We start from the raw sequence: 21269 nt of genomic DNA on the forward strand, positions 1-21269 counted from the left end.
GGACCTCTTGTGGCGTGGGCCGTCGGCTCTAGGCCGAAACGATCTCCTTGATCTTCATGAGGCGGCTGAGCGTGGAGCGCTCCTGCTCGTCCAGCTTCATGCTGATGTAGCGAATCGTTTCCTTGTAGTTGGGGATCATGACGTACTCCAGGGCGTTGACCCGCCGCCGGGTGCGTTCGATCTCGCCGGCCATCATGCGGATGGCCTTTTCCTCCGCCGCCATCTCCAGGAGCCGGAGGATCAATTTGCTGAACTGTTCAAGCGCGGTGTCCAGCAGCACGGGGACGGAGACGAAGCCGTAGTTCACGGGGTTGCCCTCCTGCTCGACGTCGTACTCCGGGACCATGACGCTCATGACGTTGCGCCACTTCACGGACAGCGAACAGCTCGCGCCGGGGAACATGAGCGCCTGCTCCAGCACTTCGGGGGTCGTCTGCGCACGGGAGAGCACGAAGGTGCCGTAGCACTCCGCCAGCTCCTTCTCGACCTTTTCCCGCAGCTCCTTGCCCGCGCGCGCCTTCTCCAGGAACGCCTTGATCAGGGCGTCCTGCTTGTCCTTCAGGAGCTTGTGGCCCCTGACGGCTGTCGTCAGCCGCTTCTTGAGCTTGGAGAGCTCCATGCGGTTGGGGTTCACGTTGATGCGTGCCATCGCTCACCGCCCCCCTCAGGCCTTCGCTCCCTGTGCCGCCTTCTTCTCGAGCAGAGGCTTCAAGTACTTGTCGATGTAGGCGTCGCGGACGCGCTTCAACTCCTTGGTCGGGACCATGGTGAGCAGGTTCCAGCCCAGGTCGAGGGTTTCCTGGATCGTGCGGTTCTCGTACTCGCCCTGGCGGATGTACGTGTCCTCAAAGACGTCGGAGAACTTGGCGAAGGCCTTGTCCTCGTCGGAGAGCGCGCCCTCGCCCAGGATGACCGCCAGCTCCTTCGCGTCCTTGCCGCGGGAGTAGGCGGCGAACAACTGGTTCATCAGGTCTGCGTGGTCCTCCCGGGTCTTGTCCTTGCCGATGCCCTTATCCTTCAGTCGGGACAGGGAGGGCATGACGTCCACCGGCGGGTAGATGCCCTGACGGTGCAGGCTGCGGCTCAGGATGATCTGGCCCTCCGTGATGTAGCCCGTGAGGTCGGGGATGGGGTGCGTCTTGTCGTCCTCCGGCATGGTGAGGATCGGGATCTGGGTGATGGAACCCACCTTGCCCTTCAGGCGGCCGGCGCGCTCGTACATCGTCGCGAGGTCCGTGTAGAGGTAGCCGGGGTAGCCGCGGCGGCCGGGGACCTCCTTGCGCGCCGCGGAGATCTCGCGCAGGGCCTCGCAGTAGTTCGTGAGGTCCGTCAGGATGACCACGACGTGCATGCCGCATTCGAACGCCAGGTACTCCGCGGCGGTCAGGGCGATGCGCGGCGTGCTGATGCGCTCGATCGCGGGGTCGTCCGCCAGGTTGATGTAGAGCACCGTCCGCTCCAGCGCGCCCGTCTTGCGGAAGTCCTCCATGAAGAAGGAGGCCTCCTCGAAGGTGATGCCCATGGCCGCGAACACGACGGCGAAGTCCTCATGTCCGCTGATGACGGTGGCTTGGCGCGCGATCTGTGCCGCCATGCGGTTGTGGGGGAGCCCCGACGCCGAGAAAATGGGCAGCTTCTGACCGCGGACCATGGGGTTCAGCCCGTCGATCGTCGAGATGCCCGTCTGGATGAACTCCGAGGGGAAGTCGCGGGAGTAGGGGTTCATGGGCATCCCGTTGATGTCCAGGGTCTGCTCTGCGATCAGGGGGGCGCCGCCGTCGATGGGCTCGCCGCGGCCGTTGAAGACGCGGCCCAACATGCCGCGGGACACGGGCAGGGTCTGCACCTTGCCCAGGAAGCGAACCTTCGTTTCGTTCGTGTCGATGCCGGAGGTGCCCTCGAAAACCTGCACCAGCGCACGGTCGGACTCGATCTCAAGGACGCGGCCGCGCCGCCTCTCGCCGCTTGCCAGCTCGATCTCCGCCAGCTCGTCGTAACGGACGTCCTGGGTGCTCTCCACCATCATCAGGGGGCCGGAGATGTTGGATATGGTCCTGTACTCCTTAGGCAACATTTCCTTCACCTCCCACAGGGACGATTCCGTTGATCTGTTGTTTCATCGTGTCCTCCAGCTTGTCGATCTGCGAGATCTGCGACTCCTCGAGGTAGCGCATACGGGCGATCTGCTCGCGCACCGGGAGGTTGAACAGCTCGTTCATGGGGGCGCCCCTGTGCAGGGCGTCGAGCCCCAGGTGATGGAAGCGGACGATCATCCTCAGCATCTTGAACTGCTTCTCCATCGAGGCGTAGGTGTCGATCTCGTGGAAGGCGTTCTGGTGCAGGAAGTCCTCGCGAAGGGACTTCGCCGTTTCCATGACCATGCGCTCGTCGCGGGAAAGCGCGTCGATGCCCACCAGGCGCACGATCTCGTTCAACTGGGCCTCCTTCTCCAGAAGGCTCATGGCCTCCACCCGAAGGCCGCTCCACTCGTCGTCGAACTTCTCGTTCCAGTACACGTCCAGCCGGTCCGTGTAGAGCGAGTAGCTGTTCAGCCAGTTGATGGCGGGGAAGTGGCGCTGGTAGGCCAGGTTGGCGTCAAGTCCCCAGAACACCTTCGTGACGCGCAGCGTGTTCTGGGTGACGGGCTCGGAGAGGTCACCGCCGGGAGGCGAAACGGCCCCGATGACGGTGATGGAGCCCTCGCGGCCCTCCTTGCCCAGGACGACGCAGCGCCCCGCGCGCTCGTAGAAGGAGGCGAGGCGGGTGCCCAGGTAGGCGGGATATCCTTCCTCGCCGGGCATCTCCTCGAGGCGCCCCGACATCTCGCGCAGGGCCTCCGCCCAGCGGCTGGTGGAGTCCGCCATGAGGGCGACGGAGTAGCCCATGTCGCGGTAGTACTCCGCGATGGTGATGGCCGTGTAGACGGAGGCCTCACGGGCGGCCACGGGCATATTGGAGGTGTTGGCGATGAGCGTCGTGCGCTTCATCAGGGGCTGCCCCGTCTGAGGGTCGTCCAGCTCCGGGAACTCGAGGAGCACGTCCGTCATCTCGTTGCCGCGCTCGCCGCAGCCGACGTAGACCACGATCTGCGCCTGAGCCCACTTGGCGAACTGGTGCTGGATCACCGTCTTCCCTGAGCCGAAGGGGCCGGGGACGCAGGCAGTCCCGCCGAGGGCCACCGGGAAGAACGTGTCCACGACGCGCTGTCCCGTCGTCATGGGGACGTTGGGGGCGAGGCGCCTCGACACGGGCCGCGGCTTGCGCACGGGCCAGCGCTGGAGCATGGTGACCTCGTGCTTCACGCCGTCGTCATCGAGCACGGCCACCACGTCGAGCACAGTGTGGTCCCCGCCGTTCACGCTCTTTACGGTCCCCTTCATGCCCACGGGCACCAGGATGCGATGCTCCACCACGACGGTCTCCTGCACGACGCCAAGGACGTCGCCCGTCTCGACCGTGTCGCCCACCTTCACGCGGGGCTCGAACTTCCACTTCTTCGCGTGGTCGATGGCGGGCACGCTGATCCCGCGGGAGATGTAGGGGCTCTTTGCCGCCTTCTCGATCAGCTCCAGCGGGCGCTGGATCCCATCGTAGAACTGCTCGATGATCCCAGGCCCCAACTCGACGCTCAGGGGCTCGCCAAGACAGACGACGGGCTCTCCCGGCTTCAGGCCGGACGTCTCCTCATAGACCTGGATGGACGCCTTGTCCCCATCCATGTCCATGATCTCTCCGACCAGGCCCGCCGTGCCGACGTGGACCACGTCGGACATGCTGGCGCCCAGCATTCCCCTGGCGACTACCAGGGGGCCGGAGATACGCTCTATCGTTCCCTTAACTGCATTTTCGTTAGGCACTCTTATCGCCTCCGCCTGTACTTTTTCATGTGAAACTACCTCTCGGCAAAGATGTCCATTCCGACGGCCTTCTCGACGCTGCTGCGGATGGATTCAAGCCCCGCCCCGCTCGTCCCGGAGGGGCCGGGGATGGGCAGGACGCTCGTGGGGTAGCGGTCGTTGACCTCCTGGACCTTCCCGCCGAAGTCGACGAAGAGGTCCTCCTGGATGAAGACGACCGCGTAGCTCTCGCGGGCCAGCTTCTCCAGAAGCTCCTCGAAGGAGTCGCGCTTCTCCCCCTCCAGCACCACGGTCTTGACGCCCACGGCCTGGAACGGCAGGACCATCTCGTAGCTACCGATGGCCGCCATCGGCAGGGAACGGTTATCGGGCATGGCTCAGCAACCTCCTTGAGAACTCGCGGCTCAGTCCGCCCGCCACGCACACCAGCGCGATGCGCAGGTTGCGGGCCTCGGCCTCCTTCGTCAGGAGGTAGAGGAGGACGTTGGCCGGTGCGTTCGTGGAGTACCGCACCCTCTCAAGGACCCGGATGAGGTACTCGTCTAGGGCCTTAGAGACGTCCGACAGCGCGGCCTGTACGTCGGAGCCCTCCTGAAGCACGTCCAGAACGGCCCCGATATCCGTGTAGGAGAGGATCTTTCCCCACGTTTCCTGCGGCTCTCCCAGGAGGCGCGCAACGTCCGCCGCCCGGATAAAGCCCCCGTCGTGAAAGAAGGGAAGCCCCTTCGCGACGTCGTAGCGCATACGGGCAAGCCGGATGGCGCTCTTGAGGTTCTCGGCGTCGATCCGATGCCGCACCCACCGAACGACGTCCGGCATCTCAAGCTCTCCGGCGATGCGGAGCATCGCCGCGAACAGGTGGTGATCCAGCAGGAGCTCCACCGCCTGGGGGTTCTTCGTCTGGTCCCACAGCGTCCAGCAGTGGGGCACGACGTCGGCCAGCCCGTAGGGGAGGTGTCCCAACTCCTCCGTTTTGATGGCCTCGACCAGCTCTTCGGAAGGGAAGGCGCCAAGGGGGGAGAGCAGGTCGTGCCTGCGCCCCTCGGCATCGCCGCCGCGGACCCTGAAAAGGCTCTTGAGGGCGACCTTCACGTTGTGGTAGTCGTAGGGCATCCGGAACAGGGTCAGAAGCCCCTCGTCCGGCACGAACTGCCCCAGCTCTCGGCACGTCGCCAGGAGCTCCTCGTCGATGGCCTTATCGAAGTCCTCGCCCCCCGCCTGCGTCAGCCACTGAGCATAGGATGTTTCGCTCAGGGCCTTCAGGGCGTCCTCAAGGGTGGAGCTGTCGATGAGCCTTGAGAAGAAGGCCGCGTCAAGGAGGTGCGTTTCCATCCCCCTGAGCCTGGCCACGGTGTACACGTAACTCATAGCCGACCCCTCCCCTTAGGAGAACAGCTTCTTGACAACTTCGGATTCGATCTCCGGGCGAACGTCCTCAAGCAGCATCTCCCACGAGCAGTTGGTGTCGATCTTCTCATCCCTCAGCACGAAGCCGCCCGATATGGGCAGGCGTTCCTGCGACAGCGTCAGGGACGTCCCGTTTTCGGCGTTGTAGCCGTCGAGCCACCCCTGGTTCAGGTGCTTCTCGTCCTTCCCTACGACGACGGCCTCGTGCCCGGAGGACACCGCCTCCTTGAGCAGCCTGGAGGCGAACTTGAGGCAGGCGTCCGCGGGGAGGTCGGCGAGCTTGCGCAGGGAGGCCGCAAAGGCGTCGTCCACGAGGCGGCGGCGGACGCCCAGGTCAACCTTGTTGGCGTCGATCCCGGCCACGATCTCGCGGCGCCTCAGGACCTCCGGCTCCTCTTTTGCGAAGCGGGAGGCGTAGGTGTCCTTAACGCTCTTGACCTCTGCGTTCAGCTCCTGATTGATCTGACGGACCTTCGCGTCGGCTTCGGACTCGATGGCCTGAATCTCGGCCTGCGACTCCGCGCTGATCTTCGCTTTGATATCGGCAAGTGACATGTGGAGTCACCTGCCCTACTGAACCTGAACTCCCATAAGCATCAGAATGCTCGTGAGGAGGGCCAGAACCGCGTAGGTCTCCACCATCGCCGGGAGGATGATCGCCTTGCCCATGGCCTCAGGCTTCTTCGAGATCATCTGAATGGAGGCCGCGGAGGTCTTCCCCTGATAGATGGCGGAGATCCAGCCGACGATGGCGATGGGCATGCAGGAGGCGAAGATCTGAAGCCCCTGGTTCCAGTTCAGCGCCACGGCGCCTGCGCCGCCCAGGAGCCCGAGCTTGTTGAGGACGAAGAAGGTGATCAAAAGGCCGTAGATGCCCTGCGTTCCGGGAAGGGCCTGAAGGATGAGGCAGCTTCCGAATTTGTTGGGGTCCTCCGTCATGACGCCCGCAGCGCTCTCACCGGCGATGCCGATGCCGATGGCCGAGCCGATGCCGGACAGTGCCGCGGCCAGCGCGGCGCCAAACAGAGCCAGAGACAGTCCCAAAAGATCCATAATACCAAGCACTCCCTTCGAATTTTCGGCACGGCGTTCGAGGCCCTGCCGTCGTTTTTATAAAGCGTGTTCTGCGGGAAAATTCCCGCGATCCGGCGCGTTAATCGGCGATCTCCACGTACTCCTCCGTGTTGACGAGGGGGGTGAAGGGCTCGCCTCCGCCCGTGTAGAACTTGCCGAAGAACTCGACGTACTGCAGACGCAGGGGGTGTACGAAGGCCCCCAGGATGTTGATGAGGATGCTGAAGATGTGTCCGCCGACGATGACGACGACGGCGATGAGCCACCCGATGTAGGGGATCTCCGCCGCCATGCCGCCCAGCAGGTTGATGATCATGCCGATGACCGCCGAGCCGAACCCCAGCGCCAGAAGGCGGCTGTAGCTCAGGATGTCGCCCAGGTAGGACGTGGAGCCGTAGAGGGCCAAAAATCCTGAGATGACCTTGCCGAAGATGTTCGTCTTCTCGCGGCCCGCGTACCAGAAGACGATGACCGCCCCCGTGATCGCCATGATCTTGCCCAGCAGGGCAAAGTGTGGCGGCAGGATGCCGCCCATCCCCGTGCCGAGGAAAGAGAGCCCCACGATCAGGAGGAACCAGGAGATGTCCGCTCCGATGGCGTCGACGAGGTTCCCCTGTCGGAAGTTGTCGTAGGCTGCGATCAGGAGGCCGAACATCAGGTGGACGACGCCCAGCAGGAGGGAGATGCCCAGCACCTGCATCGGGTTGGTCATCGGATCGACCAGCATCAGCGCGTTCTTCAGGGGGACCAGGAAGGGGAGGAAGGAGTCGATGAAGTTGCCGAAGAAGCTCCCGCTGACGACGCCGTAGGCGAAGGTCGAAACGGCGCTGAAGGCGAAGAGCGTGATGAAGTCCTTCACGCCCATGGGGATGCGTCGGTACTTCTTAAACGCCCACCAGATGGTTCCCAGCATGACGATGGCGTACCCTGCGTCCCCCAGGCACATGCCGAAGAAGAGGAAGAAGAAGGGCGCCAGAAGGGGTGTGGGGTCGATGCCCCGGTACTTCGGGGGCGAGTAGAGCTCCGTCAGAATGTTGAACGGACGGATGAGGCTGCCGTTCTCCAGGAGCGTCGGCGGCTCCTCGTCCTCCGCCGGGTCGCTCAGGGTCAGGGCCACGTTGGGGCTGATGGCCTCGACCTTCTTCTGGACCCGTGCCGCGTCCTTCGCAGGCACCCAGAAGCGCGTGTGCATGGTGCGCTCCGTTTCGTCGCTCCTGCCCAGGGCTTGATACCGCTGCGCGAGGCTGTTCCAGTAGTCCGAGAGCTTCTGCACCGCGGGCATCCACCTCTCGGCCTCCCGCTTGAGGTCGCTCAGCAGGGCGGCCTCCCGTTTTTCGAGGTCGAGGAGGGCGGCGTCCGCCTTCACGGCCTCCTCCTGGACCGTCCCCCTGAAGGAAGCGGGGACCTCGATGGCGGACAGGCCGTTCTTCGTGCAGGCGTCCAAAACTGCCGCGCCCTTGTCGCGCGAGTAGTAGAGGAGGACCCGCACCTCGGCCGCCTTTGCGTCGTGGGGCTCCAGGATGAGCTCCGTGTCCTTGGAAAAGGCCTCGAGGGCTCCCTGCAGGGCCTTGAGTTGTTCCGTCTTAACCGTGCCTAGGAGGCCGGCCAGGCGCTGCGTTCCTTCCGTGATGGAGGAGAGCGGGTAGGGGAGGAACTCCAGTCCCGCCAGAAGCGCCTTGTTCGCCCTCAGCTGAGAGAGCTCGAGCCGCGCCTCCGCGATCTCGTGTTCCAGGTCGCGGACGCGCGACGCGACGGCGCCGAGGTCCGTCTCACCGGCGAGCTTTGAAAGGTCCGACATGGAGATGAGCGAGCGCTCGCCCAGCGTCCTGTCCAGGGAGGATACGGGGTCGTCGTAGTAGGGGGTCAGCGTGCGCATGAGGTAGCGCACGTCCGACAGGCGTCCCTCGCTCTCGGTCAGCCTGGCCTCGACGTCGGCCGGACGCAGGGCCTCCTCGGACGAGCCGATGATCTGGCAGACGCCGGTTTCCTGCAGGGCCTCAGCGATCTCCTCATGAACGGATTTGTGATAATACAGCTCCGCTTTTTTGAGTTTAGCCACGCCCATATCTACCCATCACCTCTTCCGTTATCCAGGAGGCCGCACCGGCGACCTTGTCCTTGTGCTTCGCGTAGAAGTCCTTGGCGTCGGCCTCGCGCTTGGACAGGATATCCTTTGCCTTGATCTCCGCCGCCTCTTCCGCCCTGTGCAGCTTCTCGCGGAACTGACGCGCCGCCGACTGGCGGGTTTCCTTCAACGTGCTCTCCGCGTCCGTTCGGGCCTGGTTCAGCCTGCGGGCGGCTGCCGACTTGGCGTCCTGGACGCCTGCGGCCGCCCTCTCCTCTGCCGCCTTGATCTCCGCTATGGTTGGATTGTCTGCCATCGTTCTTCACCTCCTCTCGCAACGCAAAAGGGAAACGAAAATAACGGGGTGGTGCGTCCGAAGCCCTCAAGGGAGAAATGAGTTCACCATTTTTGCAAGGGTCGGGCTTCCTGTGCCCCAAGTCCGCCTCTGCGCCGCAGCGCGCTCGAGAAACGGCTGAAAGCACACCTTTCCATTATATTATTTTCGTTCCTGAAAGTAAAACAAAACGGCGCACGCGCCACTCGATACAAAAAAAGGGTTGCCGCTGAGGGCCCCCCTCTTCTTGATTCAAACGAACGGCCGACGGGCCTACGCCTCCGACCTGCTCAGACCTTTGATGGCGCGAGCCATCAGCTCCTTGCGGCGGGACGCCGTGTTGCGGTGCATCACGCCCTTCACCACGGCCTTGTCGAGCACGCTCTGGGCCAGGTTGAAATTCCTGGCTGCGGCCTCGCCGTCCCCGGCCTCCACGGATTCCAGGAGCTTCTTGACGGCGGTCTTGCACCGCGTCGTCCAGTAGCGGTTGTAGAGACGATTGCGCTCCTCGATGCGGACGCGCCTCTTTGCCGATTGCTTGTTTGGCATGGACCTTCACCCCCCTCCGGTTCAGACGCCCGTTCGAGCTTGTGCCCGAAAGCCCTGCCCCTTAAAATACAACGCAATGCATTGTAACATTCTGTATAATAGGTGTGCAAGCCTTGACGGCGCTTTCATTTAAAATAATCCGCCGCCGTCGGAGAGAGCGCTTTGAACGCACCCCTGAACGGGGCGCCGCGAGTCCTCCAAAAAGTCGTCGGCATTGAGGTGAATTATACCACGGAACTTTCTCTGAAGGACTTTTATTCCCCGTCGGGAAAGATGTCGCGCCTTCCCAGCTACGAGTTTCGTCCTCAGCAGCTGGAGGCCGCCCTGGCCGTTCAGGGGTTCCTGAGGGATGCCGACGCCGCCGTCCTCGCCCTGGAGGCCCCTACGGGGGTGGGGAAGACCTTTGCCGTGCTGGTCCCCGCCCTCATGGAGGCCCGGCGGCAGGGGGCCAGAATCCTCTTCCTGACGGCCAGCATCGCGCTTCAGGAGCAGGTGATCGGGAAGGACCTGCCGCGCCTGGCGGAGCTCCTGGACTCCGACCTCCGCTTCGGGCTCCTGAAGGGACGGGCCAACTACGCCTGCCTCCGCAGGGCCGGCAGCCTTTCGGGCCCCTCGCTCTTCGACGCGGGACCTGATGAACCAAAGGAGATCAAGCGGTGGCTTCAAGAGACGGAGACGGGGGATCTGGCCGAGCTGGGGCTCTCCCCCTCAAACCCCCTGACGGCGGACCTGTCGGCGGGGGCTCGGCAGTGCGTGGGCCCGGCCTGTCCCTATCGGGACCGCTGCTTCGTGGTGCGGGCCTACCGCAGGGCCCAGGACTGGGACGTCGCCGTAGCCAACTACAACCTGTTCTTCTCTCACATCCTTGAGGGGGGCGGGGCCTTCCCCCTGCGGTACGACTGGCTGCTCTGCGACGAAGCCCACCGCATCCCCGACGCCGTGAGGTCCTCGTCGGCCGTCCGCGTTGGGGCGGAGAGCGGCCCCGGCCTCTTCGGCCCGCGCGTCCTTCAGGGGTTCGCGCCCCTGCTCCGCGCTCAGTTCGTGCCGGTCGAGGAGCTGCAGACCCACGCCTCCCGCGCCCGTGAGGAGCTGCGGAAGCTCTTCACGACCCTGCCCCTCCTCCTGCCCCGCGGGGGAGAGCTCTCGGCTCCGAACGAGGAGCTGCTCCATCAGGGGCAGGCGGTGGCCGAGGAGGCGGACCTCCTGTTGCGCCCCCTGCAGGCCTTCGAGGAGCGCTTCATGGCCGGGAGCTTCTCCGACAAGGGGGAGGCGGCGCGCGGCGCGGAGCTGATGCGCTGGATCGACGACGTGCGCGAGTTCAAGCGCAACCTGATCTGGTGCCTGTCGGCGGCCCGTTTCCCCAGCTGGGCCTACTGGGCGGAGTCCGGCGCGTTGACCAGCAAGCCCGTGGCGGCTTCGGAGATCGTCCAGGAGGTCCTGCAGAAGGAGGCGCCGGAGAAGCTCGTCCTGACGTCGGCCACGCTGACCCAAAGGGGGAGCTTCGACTTCTGGAGCCGGGAGACGGGCATCGTCCCGGATCGCAGCCTCGTGGTGGACTCCCCCTTCGACTTCTCGCGCCAGATGGAGGTCCTCGTCCTGGACGTTGGACTGCACGTCGGGGAGCCGGGGTACGACGAGCGCATGTGTCGGATCATGGAGCGGCTGTGCGACAAAAACGGCGGGCGCACGCTGGTGCTGCTCTCGTCCCTGAGGCTGCTGAACGCCTTCGCGGACCGGATGAGGACGGGGGATCGCGGCTACTCGGTGCTGGTTCAAGGCGATATGCCCCAGCGACAGCTCCTCAAAAAATTCACGGAGGACGAGACCTCCACCCTCATCGGAAGCATCTCCTTTCGCGAGGGGGTGGACGTTCCGGGGGAGGGGCTGACTCAGGTGATCATCGACCGCATCCCGTTCCCCCATCCCAACGACCCCATGGTTCGGGCGCGCAACGAACTGGAGGGCGGCAAGGGGTTCGTCCGCGTTACGCTCCCCACGGCCCGAATCCTCCTTCGGCAGGCGGCGGGAAGGCTGATCCGCAGCTCCTCGGACCACGGGCGCGTGGTCCTGCTGGACGTCCGGGCCGTGGAGCGGAAGGACTGGAGGATCCTCTCCGCCTTCCCGCCCTGCCGCCTCCGGAAGCTCTCCGTGGAGGGGGTTTGACCTTGAGGACGACGAGCGCCTTTAAAAGGAAGCTTTTACGGGCCGCGGGGCGCGTGCGCCGCGGGGAGACCCTGGTGGAGGTCCTGATGGCCTCCTTCATCCTGGCCCTGATCCTGCCCTCCGTCTTCGGGACGCTGGCTGGCAGCCTCCGCGCCCAGGCGGAGTTGCAGCGCCTGGACGCCTGCCAGTACGGCGCGCAGTGGTGGTTCAGCCGCGTGGACCGCCCTGCGTCGAAGAGGGCTCTAGCGGCCATGCCTCGAACGACGCCCGACGGCGCGCTCTCCTTCAGTTGGGACTGCAGCGCCGGTAGCCGCGGCGCCCTTCGCGTCACCCTGACGGTCCGGGCGCGGGGAGCGAGTGCGCCCCTCGTCCAGACGAGGACGTTCTAGTGGGCATCCGACGTTGCTGCCGCCTTTCGACCTCGCGAGCCTTCACCCTGGCGGAGCTCCTGGTGGGGTTCATGATCGCGGCGTGTCTGGGGGCGATTCTGACGGCGGGGTACCGCTGGGTCGTCCTGTCCTCCAGCCGTACCTCACGGCAGCTCCTGGCCCGCGACCGCGCCCTGAGGGTCGTCGCCTTCATCGAGCCGAGGGCCCTGCACGTCGGCCTGGGACTCTCGGCCTGCAGCGGCAGCGGGGCGCTTCAGAGGGCTCTGGGGCGCGGCGTCTCGGACGCTCCGCAGATAGCGGGCTGGCCCGACTCCTTCCGTGGGGTCCGCGTCTACCGGGAAGGGCCGATTGGCCTCGTCCCGGCGGCGGAGAAGGACGGAGTCTTCGCCGGAACGGCGTTCTGCCTCCTCTATGCCCTGCCGTCGGGGATGATCCTGAGGGCGGAGGATGGGAGCGCAGACCTCAAGCCGGGGCAGAGGGCGCGCTTCACCGTCATCTCAGCCGCTTCTGGGGCGCCCTTTCGCAGCGGGCCCTTTCAGGACCTGCGGAGCTGGGGAGTTCTCCCCCTGACGGGGCTTCCCGTCCACGTGGCCTCCCTGTCCGGACGGCAGGCCACGCTCCGGCCTGCCCCTTCCGCCCCTCTCCCCCTCGAAGCGCCCTCCGTGGCCGAGCTCTACCTCCTGCGGTGCGAGCGCTTTTGCGTGCGGAACGAGACGCTTTGCTTTCAGGGGATGGAGGCGGACTGGTATCCGCCGAACTTCTACCCGCGGGAGGCGGGGATTCTGGCCCTATGGGCAGAATGGAGGCCGGGGTTGAGGTGTCTGGACCTCTGGGTGCTGGCGTCAGGAGGCTCTTCAGCTTTCGGCGGAGGAGGGCGTCCCGTGGCGTGGCCGGAGGACGCCCCTTGGAAAGCAGAATTCGGACGCCACGAACTCTGCGTGGCCCGTGCGTCCTGGAGGATCGAGAACCTATGAGAAGGAGACCGGGAGCGGCGCTTTGGGCTGTGATGTTGTTCTGTTTCACCGCCGCGTTGGTGGGGACGGAAACCTTTCTGCTCCTCGAGTGGGCCCACGCCTCGTCCGCGTCGAGCCGATGGCGCTTTGCGGGCAGGGTGCAGCTTGCCTCGATGGCGGAGGTGGGGCGCCATTGGCTGAAGAAGGAGTTGAAGGCGGGTAGGCTCCCCGGCCCACGAGGAACGCCCCCGATCGACTTCTCGGGGCTCCGGCTGTTTCGGGAGGTGGGAGAGGATGGTACGGTGGTGAGCGTCTACGATCTGGACTACAGTGTCGAGGGCGTCCCGTTGGCGCGGTGGCAAGAGGAGCGTAGCGTGGAGAGTTTCTTTCCGCCGTGCCGAGGCGCCTTTCTCATCCGGGTCGTCAAGCCGGCGGACTCGGGGCCGGCCATGATGCTGGAGGTTGCGGTGGCTGCCCGGGAGGTGACACTCCCGGGCGGAGGGCGGACCTTCGTGCTCGACCCTGCCCCGCTGCTGTGGCAGGAGGTGTGGCTTTGAGTTGCCATGTCACTTTTTTATCATTTTCTTTGATATTCTGCGATAAATTTTGTTCCATTGTTGCTGTCTTTAATGTAAAATACTGAGGACTAAGTATAAGTCGGTAGTCACTCTGTCGGATGGAGGCGAACTGGACAGGGCGCTTTTCCCCATGAATACAGTGGGGTAAAGTGATTTTGCGTTGCCTCGTGATGGGGTGAATCTTTGCGAACTTGCCGGAAGGAGGCAGGAGGTTGCTTTCTGGAAACAAGAAAGGCGTGTACGCGGGCCTGGCCCTTCACGAGGACTCCCTTCGCTACATTGAGTTGGAGCGTGATGGGCAGGGCTTCAAGGTTCGCCGGCAGGAGGTCTTTCCTCTGCCTGCGGGATGCATCTCGCGGGAGTCGATACAGCAGTTCAACCTGCTGGAGAAGGCGTTTGACGACTTCAAGGGGCAGGTGGGAAAGTTTTCCTGTCCGGTGGCGCTGGGGATTCCGGGACGGGATGTGATCCTGAGGCTGATCGACTATCCCAAGATGCCGGTGGCGGACATTCGGGACGCCCTGTCCCTTGAGTTCGAGGGCTACTTCCCCTATGCGTGGAACGAGGCCGCGGCGGACATCGTGGAGGTGGACGTGCCCGTGGGCGTGGAGCAGAAGACGACGGTCCTGGTGGCTACGGCACGCCGGACCTACGTGAGTGACCTCCTGAGGCTGACGGAGCGCGCGGATATTCCCGTAGGGGCGGTGGAGCCGATGAACGTGGCCTTCTTCAGGGCATCGGTGGGGCGGACCGCCCGAAACGACGCCTACTTCGTCCTGGGCATCGAGCCCGAGGTGACCAACATCATCTTGGGCTATCGGGATAACGGCATCCTCTACCGATCCACCCTGGCGGACCTCCGCAACCCCATGAGCCGCAGCGCGGACGAGGCGCTGATGCCCATTGCGCAGGACGTCCAGAATACGATCCTTTTTGCCCGCAATCAGTATCGGGACCTCGCGATCCGCCACCTGATCCTGGGGGGCAGCCTGGGAGAGAATCCGAGGCTCAAGGCGCTTTTGGAGAGTGGGGCGTCGCTAAACGTCGTCGTTTCCGACGTTTGGTCTGCCTGGCAGATTCGTTCAGACCTTGGCAGCGTCCCCGGTTTTGACGTGGCCATTGGCCTGGCTTTGAGGGATGCGATATGAGAGTACAATTTGACCTCTGTCCTCCGGAGTACCTGGCGAGGAGGAGAAAGCGCCATTCGTTCAACGCCACGCGTATCCTGGCCATCCTTCTGCTCCTGGCCTTCCTGGCGACGGGCATCGGCTACATCGTGATGGCCTTCTTGGAAACTCGGGCTTTGGCCTCGGATATCGAGATGGGGGAAGAGGCGGTCGCCAAGCTTGAGGCCGACCAGAACGAGCTGACGGCGGAGATCGCTCGCCTGAAGAACAGGGAGCAGCAGTACGCAAAGACCCTGGAGATCATGCGGAATGAACCCCCCACGATCGAGGCATTGAGCGCCATTGAAACCAACATGGACCAGGGGATGGGAATGATATCCATTCATTTCGTTCCTGGGAAGGTCGAGGGGGCGGATACAGTTGCCTATACGGCGGACGTAGACGCCACGGCGCTCGTGGAGGACCAGATCACCGCCCTGACGACGGGGCTCAGTGGGAGCGGGGTCTTTAGCGGCGTGACGATGCCAAGTTCCGAGAAAGACGAAAAGACGGGACGAGTGAACTTTAAACTCCACCTGGACCTATGGCCCTTCGGGCAGATCAACATGAAAGCGATGAATTCCGACGACTCCGCAGGAAAGGAGCCCAACCCACAATGAAGGACAACAAGGTCGTAGTTCTTACGCTCCTCTTCTTCCTGCTGTGCGCCTCTTTGATCGGAGGCGTCTGGTTCCTGGACAAGCGCGTGCGGGAGCTCCAGGCTCAGTACGACGAGCTGGAGCAGCGCCGCGTGGACCTGACGAGCGCGACGGAGGCCCTCATGGAGCAGAAGAAGGTCTTCACGGAGGCCTTCAATGAGCTTGATAACTATCATGTCAATGTGGCCTCGGACGACATGGACTTCTACGCCAACGTCCAGCAGGCGGTGCAGGACAAGGGCGTGGAGATACTGTCCACGCGTCAGCAGGGCGTCAACAAAGAGGGCGTAGGGACCATCGCGATGACGCTACGGGGGGACTACTACGACATGGTGCAGGTGCTGGCTGCGTGGCGCGGCCTTCCCATGACGGTGCGCGTGGTCAACTTGACCGTGCGGCAGAACGAAAACCGGAACAGCAGCGATAGCAAGAATGCACCGCTGGGACGCGTCGAGGCCGACGTGACCGTGGAGGCTATCGTCGCCGCCAACAACAGCAGGAGGTAGGGCCATGCAGTCAACTTGGCGCGAAGCGATGGCTTATGCCTGGGGCAACTTCACCGGAGTGATGAGCGAGGGCTCCGCCCGTGTGTTGCGGCTCCTGCTCTTTCTCGTCTTCATCGGAGGAACCGCCTGGGCGGTGTACAGCTATCTTGAGTTGCAGCAATTGCGGCAGGAGAAGACGTTCACGGCGTCGGTGACCCCCACCAGCGTGAATGAGGACAGGAAGCGGCTGGAAGATATGATCGCCGAGGTGCGCGACGCGTCGGCCCGCCGTTCGGGCAGCGCGATGACGGCGCAGACCATGAAGGACATGGGAAAGTACGTCTTTGACGACCCGTCGCTGCGGATGGCTGCGCTCCCGCCCGAACTTGCTCTTCCTGGAGGCGGTGCCGTGGCTCCTCAGGTGGAGGAGGTCGTCGAGCCACCGCCCGAGATCACCCTGCGGGCCATCATGCTTATGGGCAAGACGAGGACGGCGCTCATCGACATCGCGGGCGTGGGAACGGGGCTTCTTGTGAAGCAGGGCGACACCTTCCTGAATCGGGAGGGGCGCATCGTGCGCATCATGAACGACAAGGTCGTCGTCCGTTGGAAGAAAAAAACCTGGAATATCACCCCAGGATTTTAAGAGCTCAGGAGATGGGAGATACAGATGAAACGACTTACTTTTAAGGCGGTTGTTTGGGCACTGGTTCTTTCGCTGACCCTTGGGATCCCATCCCTGGTTTGGGGGAGAGACCATGAGAGAGAGAGGCGCGAGGCCCTTCGCGGCTCCGACTCGGAGAGGGCGTCCTTGGAGAGTCGAGAGAAAAAATGGGACGGCCCGATGCTCCTGAACTTCGAGCTCTACCAGCTAGGGGCGTCGGAGGTGGTGTTGGGCCTCTCGGGGAAGGACCTTCCCGAGCCCGAGGTGAACTGTGAGAGCACCCGCGTGAGCTTCTTCATCCGGGATACCCACGTGGACAGAACGGAGATGAGCAACCACGCGCTCGTCACCCCGATGATCTCGGATATGCAGATCAATCAGATCTCGGATGACGTCGAGATCGTCATGGAGACGAAGGCGCCGCTTTCCGTCCGCTCCAAGCGGGGTTCTGCACCGTCGAACGAGTTCTCCTACCGCATGATCGCCGGCGTGGAGGAGGAACGCATCCGTCGTGAGCCCTTGGAGACGCGGCCGAAACTGGAGGCGCCGAAGCCCGTTGGGCCCTTCGCCGATAAGACGAAGATCACCCTGGACCTCAGGGACACCGAGCTGCGCGACGTGTTTCGGATGCTGGGAGCGCACCTGAAGAAGAACGTCATCATCGACCCGTCGCTTCCCCCCGCCCTCGTGACGATGACCCTGAAGAACGTCCCCCTCAGCGAGGCGTTCGACTACCTGATGCGGACCTACGACATCTCCTACCACATGGTGGGGAAGGACACGATCGTCGTGGGGACCCAGGACGGCCTGTCCCGGCTCTCCGGCAACGAGGAAACCCGCACCTTCAACATCGCCTACGGGGACCCGGCGGTGCTCCAGGGACTGCTGGTGAACCTGACGAAGCTGCCGGCGGATCGCGTGCTCGTCGACCCCCGCCTGAGGGCGTTGTACGTCACCTCGACCCCGCAGAAGCTGATGGAGGTGAACAACATCCTCCAGAAAATGGATAAGCCGGGGAAGCAGGTCATGATCTACGCCAAGATCTTCGAGTTCAGCGACAGCGTGACGGACGATGTGGAGATGGCGCTGAACGCGGTGTACAACCACTGGTGGCTCAGCTACTCGGGGCGGGGCGGAATGCGCGGTGGCTACGCGGACGACAATCGCCTGGGCCGCAACCTCAACTTGAGGGATGAAAACAGTGCGATCCTGCCCCTTCAGACGGACCTACGGACCCCGATGCACGGCATCTGGCGCGAGTTCGACGCAGCCTTCCGTGCCCTGGAGGAAAAAGGCAAGGGAAAGACGCTGGCCAATCCCTCCGTCATCGCCATCGACGGCATGGAGGCGAGGGTCGAATTGACGGAGGACTACCCCTACATCTCCGAGCGCGACGACGCTGGCAACCCGACGTGGTCGACGCAGACGGTTGGTCCGCAGATGACGATGACTCCCAAGGTAGGGCGTGATGGGGTGATCAACCTCACGTTGGACCTTGAAACGGGGCAGGTCTTGCAGATGATCACGGGCAGTACGGGGGAGCAGATGCCCAGGACCTCCAAGCGCCACGTGACGACCAACGTCCGCGTGCGCGATGGCGAGCCCTTCGTCATTGGTGGGCTCTTCAGTGATAACAAGACCCAAACTCGCGTTCGCATCCCCGTTCTGGGGCAGCTGCCACTCTTGGGCGAGCTCTTTACCTACCGATACGATGAGCATCGCAAGACCCAGGTGGTCATGCTGGTGGTGCCCCACATCCTGGACACGCCGGACGCAGCCATCGAGCAGGAGCCCCTGTTGCCGCGCAAGGCGGCGCGGTGAGTGCACGGCAGAAATCAGAATCTGACGTTGTGTTTTCGGAAGGGGCGGCCCTGCGTCGCCCCTTCCTGTTTTTTTGACGGCCGATACGCTATAATTAGGGCCGGACTTTCGTTTTCGCCGTGTTCATGCGGATAAAACGGGTAAAAACTGGAGGAATCGGTATGGCTCAGGTAGTGGACACCACGGATTTTTACGTAGGCCTGAAGTTCAGATGGCAGGACGGCATCTGGGAGATCGTGGACTACGACCATCACAAGATGGGGCGCGGCGGCGCCGTGGTGCGGACCAAGCTGCGCAACGTGGAGACGGGCTCCATCGTCGAGAACTCGTTCAAGCCTGGCGAGAAGTTCGAGCGCATCATCTACGAGGAGAAGCCGGCGCAGTACAGCTACCGCGACGGCGAGGACTACGTCTTCATGGACCTGGCGACCTACGACCAGATGACGCTTTCCCCGAAGGTCCTGGGGGAAGCGGCGAAGTACCTGGTGGACGACCTTGAGATCCAGCTCGAGTTCTTCGAGGGGAAGGTCATGGGCATTGAGCTTCCCAAGAGCGTGACCCTCAAGGTGACGGACACCCCGCCCAGCTTCAAGGGGGACACCGTCACCGGCGGCGGCAAGCCCGCCACGCTGGAGACGGGGCTGGTGGTCACCGTCCCCGTCTTCATCGAGCCCGGCGAGGAGATCGTGGTGGACACGCGCACGGGGCTTTATCTGGAGCGCGCGAAGAAGTAACGAGCCTGAGGGGCCCCTTCGACCGGGGACTGCGAGAGCTTAAGGAGGCGGAAACTTGTGAACGCGAGGGAACGGATCGCCTATTTGCGCGGTCTTCTGGATGGAATGCCCGCTGAGGAACCGCACCGGAGGACCTTTTTGGCCATCGCGGACGCCCTCTCATCGCTGGCCCTCGAGGTGGAGGCGGAGGGCAGGGCGACTGCGCTGCCCCGCGATGAAGGGGAGCCGACCGATACGCTGGAGCTGCTGCGGTCCCTGATCGAGAAACTGCACGGTTCGGTGCTTGAGCTGAAGGACGCGATCCTCTCCGATACGCTTGAGGACTGGGACGAGGAAGATGGCGAGGACGAGGAGGACGGCGACGGCCGGGCGCTCCCGGACTTTGCCTCCATCACCTGTCCCTTCTGCAGCTGTTCCTTCTATCGCAGCGGCGGGGAGGGCGCGGACGATGAGGTCCTCTGCCCCGAGTGTGGCAGGGCGATCCGGGGGCGTGCTGACATTGACGCTTAGGAGGCTTTGATTTTGGACTCGACGCAGGAGAAGAAGGACGCCGGCCTCCCCTTTGGCGATGAAACGCACTATGACGGCGTGATTCACATTTCCGAGGATGTCATCGTCGAGCTGACGAAGAAGACGATCCTGGGCATCCCCAACATTCAGGCGGCCAACACGCGGCTCTCCGCGAAGTTCGGCATCGGCCGCAAGGGCGGTGACGGCATCCGCGTTTCCGTTGAAGACGGGCCGTCGCCGACGATCACCGTCGACGCCTACGTCCTGGTGAAGTACGGCCAGCGCATCCCGGACCTGGCCTGGGACGTCCAGGAAAAGGTCAAGGCCAACCTGGAGCGGTACACGGGCTACACGGTGAAGGCCGTGAACGTCAACGTTCAGGGGATATACCTCAAGAACCCTCTCCCGCTGGATGAGCCCGAAGGCTCGGCCGCTCCTTCGGAGTCGGCGTCGGATGCGGAGCCCGTCGAGGCCTCGGGAGAGGGCGAGGTGCCGACGACCGACGAGGGCGCCAGGCGAGCGGAGGAGCCCTCCTGAGCCGAGGGTTGCCCGCCAGGACCACTGCTTCCGGGCGAGCCGTTTTGCGGAGGTGACGACGTGTACTTTTTGTGGAAACGAACGCCCCATGGAATGATCCGAATGTCCTACGACGGGCTTTTCGACTTCGTTCAGGGCTTTTTGCCCTCGAGGTTCAGGCTGTACGGCCTGGCCCTCGCGGCGGGAGATGACGCGCTGTTGACGCTCCTGATGTCCTCCAGCGACGCCTCCCGCGAGCTTGGACTTGCGAGGAGCCTTTCTGCCCTCATGGAGCCCCTGGGGATGCTCACCTCCGTGGTCTGGTTCAGCCGGGGCGCTCCAGGGTCCGACTGGGTGGAAACGCGGTTCTCGCTCCTCAGGAGCCCCTGGGCCTGGATGGCCCTCGCGTCCTCCGTCGCGCTGATCGTCGTTGCCGGCTGGGTGGGCTTTTTTTGGACCGCCTTCTGGGGGACCGCCGCCTGGTTCGTCGTACGGGGGCTCACCTTCCTCCTCACAAGACGAAAGAACTTCCTCCTGCCCCAGGAGGAGGTACGAAACGGAGACGGACGTGTCTGAGCCGGATCGTAAGAGCCAACGTCATCCCCGCAGTCATCAGGAGCGTGGCTACGCGGACCGCCGGCGGGCCCGCGAGTTGGCGGTTCAATTCCTGTACTCCATGGAGTGTGCGCCGGGGCAGGACCTGGAGGAGGCCCTGGAGCTCTTCCTGGGGGCGGAGAGCTGCGCTGAGGCGGAACCTCTTGCGGTGAAGGAGTACTGCCGCACCCTGGCGCGAGGAGCTTGGACCCGGCGCGCGGAGGTGGACGAGGTCCTCTTGAGCGTCGTGACGAACTGGAGGCCGGAGCGCATGGTGGCCGTGGACCGCGCGGTGCTGCGCCTCGCGGTCTTTGAGGGCTTCCTGGAGTGCGCGCTCCCCTTCAAGTCGGCGATCTCCGAGGCCGTGAACCTCGCCCGGTCCTTTGGGACGGAGGATTCCGCGCGGTTCGTCAATGGGGTCCTGGCCCGAGTGGTGCGCCGCTTGATCCCGGAGGAACGAAAGGAGGGCGGAGCGGATGCAGAGGGAGAAGACCCGCAGGTCTGAGCTGACGGTAGACGAGTTGAATACCTATATCCAGGGGCTTTTCAACTCGGACCTCCTGCTGAAGGCCCTCGTGATCTCAGGCGAGATCGCCGAGTTCAAGCGCCACACCAGCGGGCACTGCTACTTCACCCTGCTGGGGACGGATACGCGGATATCCTGCGCCATGTTCCGGCGAGACGCCGACCTGCTCCCGGAGTGGCCCCGCAACGGGGACCAGGTGCTGATCGAGGGCAGCGTGGGCGTCTA

The 21269-nt window shown here is 63.9% G+C and carries 25 protein-coding genes; 15 read left to right on the forward strand and 10 right to left on the reverse strand.

From position 1 onward, the window contains the following. Positions 1 to 28: 28 nt before the first annotated feature. From ACO41U_RS06605 to rpsT, 10 genes are all read right to left on the reverse strand, one after another. A complete protein-coding gene (locus tag ACO41U_RS06605; protein ID WP_015556222.1) occupies positions 29 to 649 on the reverse strand; it encodes a V-type ATP synthase subunit D in 621 nt (206 codons plus the stop codon). Positions 650 to 664: 15 nt separating this feature from the next. Beyond that, positions 665 to 2074 (reverse strand): V-type ATP synthase subunit B, encoded by a 1410-nt coding sequence (locus tag ACO41U_RS06610; RefSeq protein ID WP_298781288.1) that lies wholly within the window; start codon positions 2072 to 2074, stop codon positions 665 to 667. Beyond that, on the reverse strand, positions 2064 to 3788 hold the full coding sequence (locus ACO41U_RS06615; RefSeq protein WP_485942582.1) for a V-type ATP synthase subunit A: 1725 nt from the start codon (positions 3786 to 3788) through the stop codon (positions 2064 to 2066). The genes ACO41U_RS06610 and ACO41U_RS06615 overlap by 11 nt, the downstream gene beginning before the upstream one ends. Positions 3789 to 3892: 104 nt before the next feature. Next, positions 3893 to 4231 (reverse strand): V-type ATP synthase subunit F, encoded by a 339-nt coding sequence (locus ACO41U_RS06620; RefSeq protein ID WP_298781293.1) that lies wholly within the window; start codon positions 4229 to 4231, stop codon positions 3893 to 3895. Then, positions 4221 to 5225, reverse strand: a complete 1005-nt coding sequence (locus tag ACO41U_RS06625) for a V-type ATPase subunit (protein ID WP_485942556.1) — start codon at positions 5223 to 5225, stop codon at positions 4221 to 4223. The genes ACO41U_RS06620 and ACO41U_RS06625 overlap by 11 nt, the downstream gene beginning before the upstream one ends. Before the next feature lie 15 nt (positions 5226 to 5240). Next, complete coding sequence (locus ACO41U_RS06630) at positions 5241 to 5819, reverse strand: V-type ATP synthase subunit E (RefSeq protein WP_485942558.1); 579 nt, start codon at positions 5817 to 5819, stop codon at positions 5241 to 5243. 15 nt (positions 5820 to 5834) lie between these two features. After that, positions 5835 to 6317, reverse strand: coding sequence for a V-type ATP synthase subunit K (locus ACO41U_RS06635; protein WP_298781302.1), 483 nt, complete (start codon positions 6315 to 6317; stop codon positions 5835 to 5837). 100 nt (positions 6318 to 6417) lie between these two features. Next, positions 6418 to 8403, reverse strand: a complete 1986-nt coding sequence (locus tag ACO41U_RS06640) for a V-type ATP synthase subunit I (protein WP_485942561.1) — start codon at positions 8401 to 8403, stop codon at positions 6418 to 6420. Then, positions 8390 to 8719 carry a V-type proton ATPase subunit G gene (locus tag ACO41U_RS06645; RefSeq protein ID WP_298781308.1) on the reverse strand — a complete coding sequence of 110 codons (330 nt, stop codon included), beginning with the start codon at positions 8717 to 8719 and terminating at the stop codon, positions 8390 to 8392. The genes ACO41U_RS06640 and ACO41U_RS06645 overlap by 14 nt, the downstream gene beginning before the upstream one ends. A gap of 291 nt (positions 8720 to 9010) precedes the next feature. After that, a complete protein-coding gene (rpsT, locus tag ACO41U_RS06650) occupies positions 9011 to 9286 on the reverse strand; it encodes a 30S ribosomal protein S20 (protein ID WP_298781310.1) in 276 nt (91 codons plus the stop codon). Between the two features lie 162 nt (positions 9287 to 9448). On the opposite strand from rpsT, the gene ACO41U_RS06655 reads away from it, so the two are divergent. The 15 genes from ACO41U_RS06655 to ACO41U_RS06725 all read left to right on the forward strand — a co-directional run. Continuing rightward, positions 9449 to 11449: an ATP-dependent DNA helicase gene (locus tag ACO41U_RS06655; protein WP_485942564.1), complete on the forward strand. Its 2001-nt coding sequence runs from the start codon at positions 9449 to 9451 to the stop codon at positions 11447 to 11449. Positions 11450 to 11451: 2 nt separating this feature from the next. Next, a complete protein-coding gene (locus ACO41U_RS06660; protein WP_298781316.1) occupies positions 11452 to 11838 on the forward strand; it encodes a hypothetical protein in 387 nt (128 codons plus the stop codon). Further along, positions 11838 to 12812, forward strand: a complete 975-nt coding sequence (locus ACO41U_RS06665) for a PulJ/GspJ family protein (protein WP_485942566.1) — start codon at positions 11838 to 11840, stop codon at positions 12810 to 12812. Before ACO41U_RS06660 ends, ACO41U_RS06665 begins: the two co-directional genes overlap by 1 nt. Continuing rightward, the gene (locus ACO41U_RS06670) at positions 12809 to 13348 is read left to right on the forward strand and encodes a hypothetical protein (RefSeq protein WP_485942568.1); all 540 of its coding nucleotides are present in this window, start codon (positions 12809 to 12811) and stop codon (positions 13346 to 13348) included. Before ACO41U_RS06665 ends, ACO41U_RS06670 begins: the two co-directional genes overlap by 4 nt. Before the next feature lie 233 nt (positions 13349 to 13581). Beyond that, positions 13582 to 14517, forward strand: a complete 936-nt coding sequence (gene pilM / locus ACO41U_RS06675) for a type IV pilus biogenesis protein PilM (RefSeq protein WP_298781322.1) — start codon at positions 13582 to 13584, stop codon at positions 14515 to 14517. After that, complete coding sequence (locus tag ACO41U_RS06680) at positions 14514 to 15155, forward strand: hypothetical protein (protein WP_298781323.1); 642 nt, start codon at positions 14514 to 14516, stop codon at positions 15153 to 15155. Before pilM ends, ACO41U_RS06680 begins: the two co-directional genes overlap by 4 nt. Continuing rightward, positions 15152 to 15700, forward strand: coding sequence for a hypothetical protein (locus ACO41U_RS06685; RefSeq protein ID WP_298781325.1), 549 nt, complete (start codon positions 15152 to 15154; stop codon positions 15698 to 15700). The genes ACO41U_RS06680 and ACO41U_RS06685 overlap by 4 nt, the downstream gene beginning before the upstream one ends. Before the next feature lie 4 nt (positions 15701 to 15704). Next, entirely contained in the window at positions 15705 to 16325 is a 621-nt protein-coding gene (locus ACO41U_RS06690) for a hypothetical protein (protein ID WP_298781326.1), read from the forward strand. A 165-nt stretch (positions 16326 to 16490) separates the two neighbouring features. Further along, a complete protein-coding gene (locus ACO41U_RS06695) occupies positions 16491 to 18164 on the forward strand; it encodes a hypothetical protein (RefSeq protein WP_485942571.1) in 1674 nt (557 codons plus the stop codon). Between the two features lie 161 nt (positions 18165 to 18325). Beyond that, on the forward strand, positions 18326 to 18898 hold the full coding sequence (gene efp / locus ACO41U_RS06700; protein ID WP_298781330.1) for an elongation factor P: 573 nt from the start codon (positions 18326 to 18328) through the stop codon (positions 18896 to 18898). A gap of 57 nt (positions 18899 to 18955) precedes the next feature. After that, positions 18956 to 19408, forward strand: coding sequence for a hypothetical protein (locus tag ACO41U_RS06705; RefSeq protein ID WP_485942573.1), 453 nt, complete (start codon positions 18956 to 18958; stop codon positions 19406 to 19408). A 12-nt stretch (positions 19409 to 19420) separates the two neighbouring features. Continuing rightward, positions 19421 to 19945: an Asp23/Gls24 family envelope stress response protein gene (locus tag ACO41U_RS06710; protein ID WP_485942575.1), complete on the forward strand. Its 525-nt coding sequence runs from the start codon at positions 19421 to 19423 to the stop codon at positions 19943 to 19945. Positions 19946 to 20005: 60 nt separating this feature from the next. Then, a complete protein-coding gene (locus ACO41U_RS06715) occupies positions 20006 to 20500 on the forward strand; it encodes a hypothetical protein (protein WP_485942577.1) in 495 nt (164 codons plus the stop codon). Then, complete coding sequence (nusB, locus tag ACO41U_RS06720; protein WP_485942579.1) at positions 20493 to 21023, forward strand: transcription antitermination factor NusB; 531 nt, start codon at positions 20493 to 20495, stop codon at positions 21021 to 21023. The genes ACO41U_RS06715 and nusB overlap by 8 nt, the downstream gene beginning before the upstream one ends. Continuing rightward, on the forward strand, positions 20995 to 21269 hold a 275-nt coding region (locus ACO41U_RS06725), incomplete at its 3' end, for an exodeoxyribonuclease VII large subunit (RefSeq protein WP_485942581.1). The genes nusB and ACO41U_RS06725, both read left to right, overlap by 29 nt.

It is taken from the genome of Fretibacterium sp. (assembly GCF_057312375.1).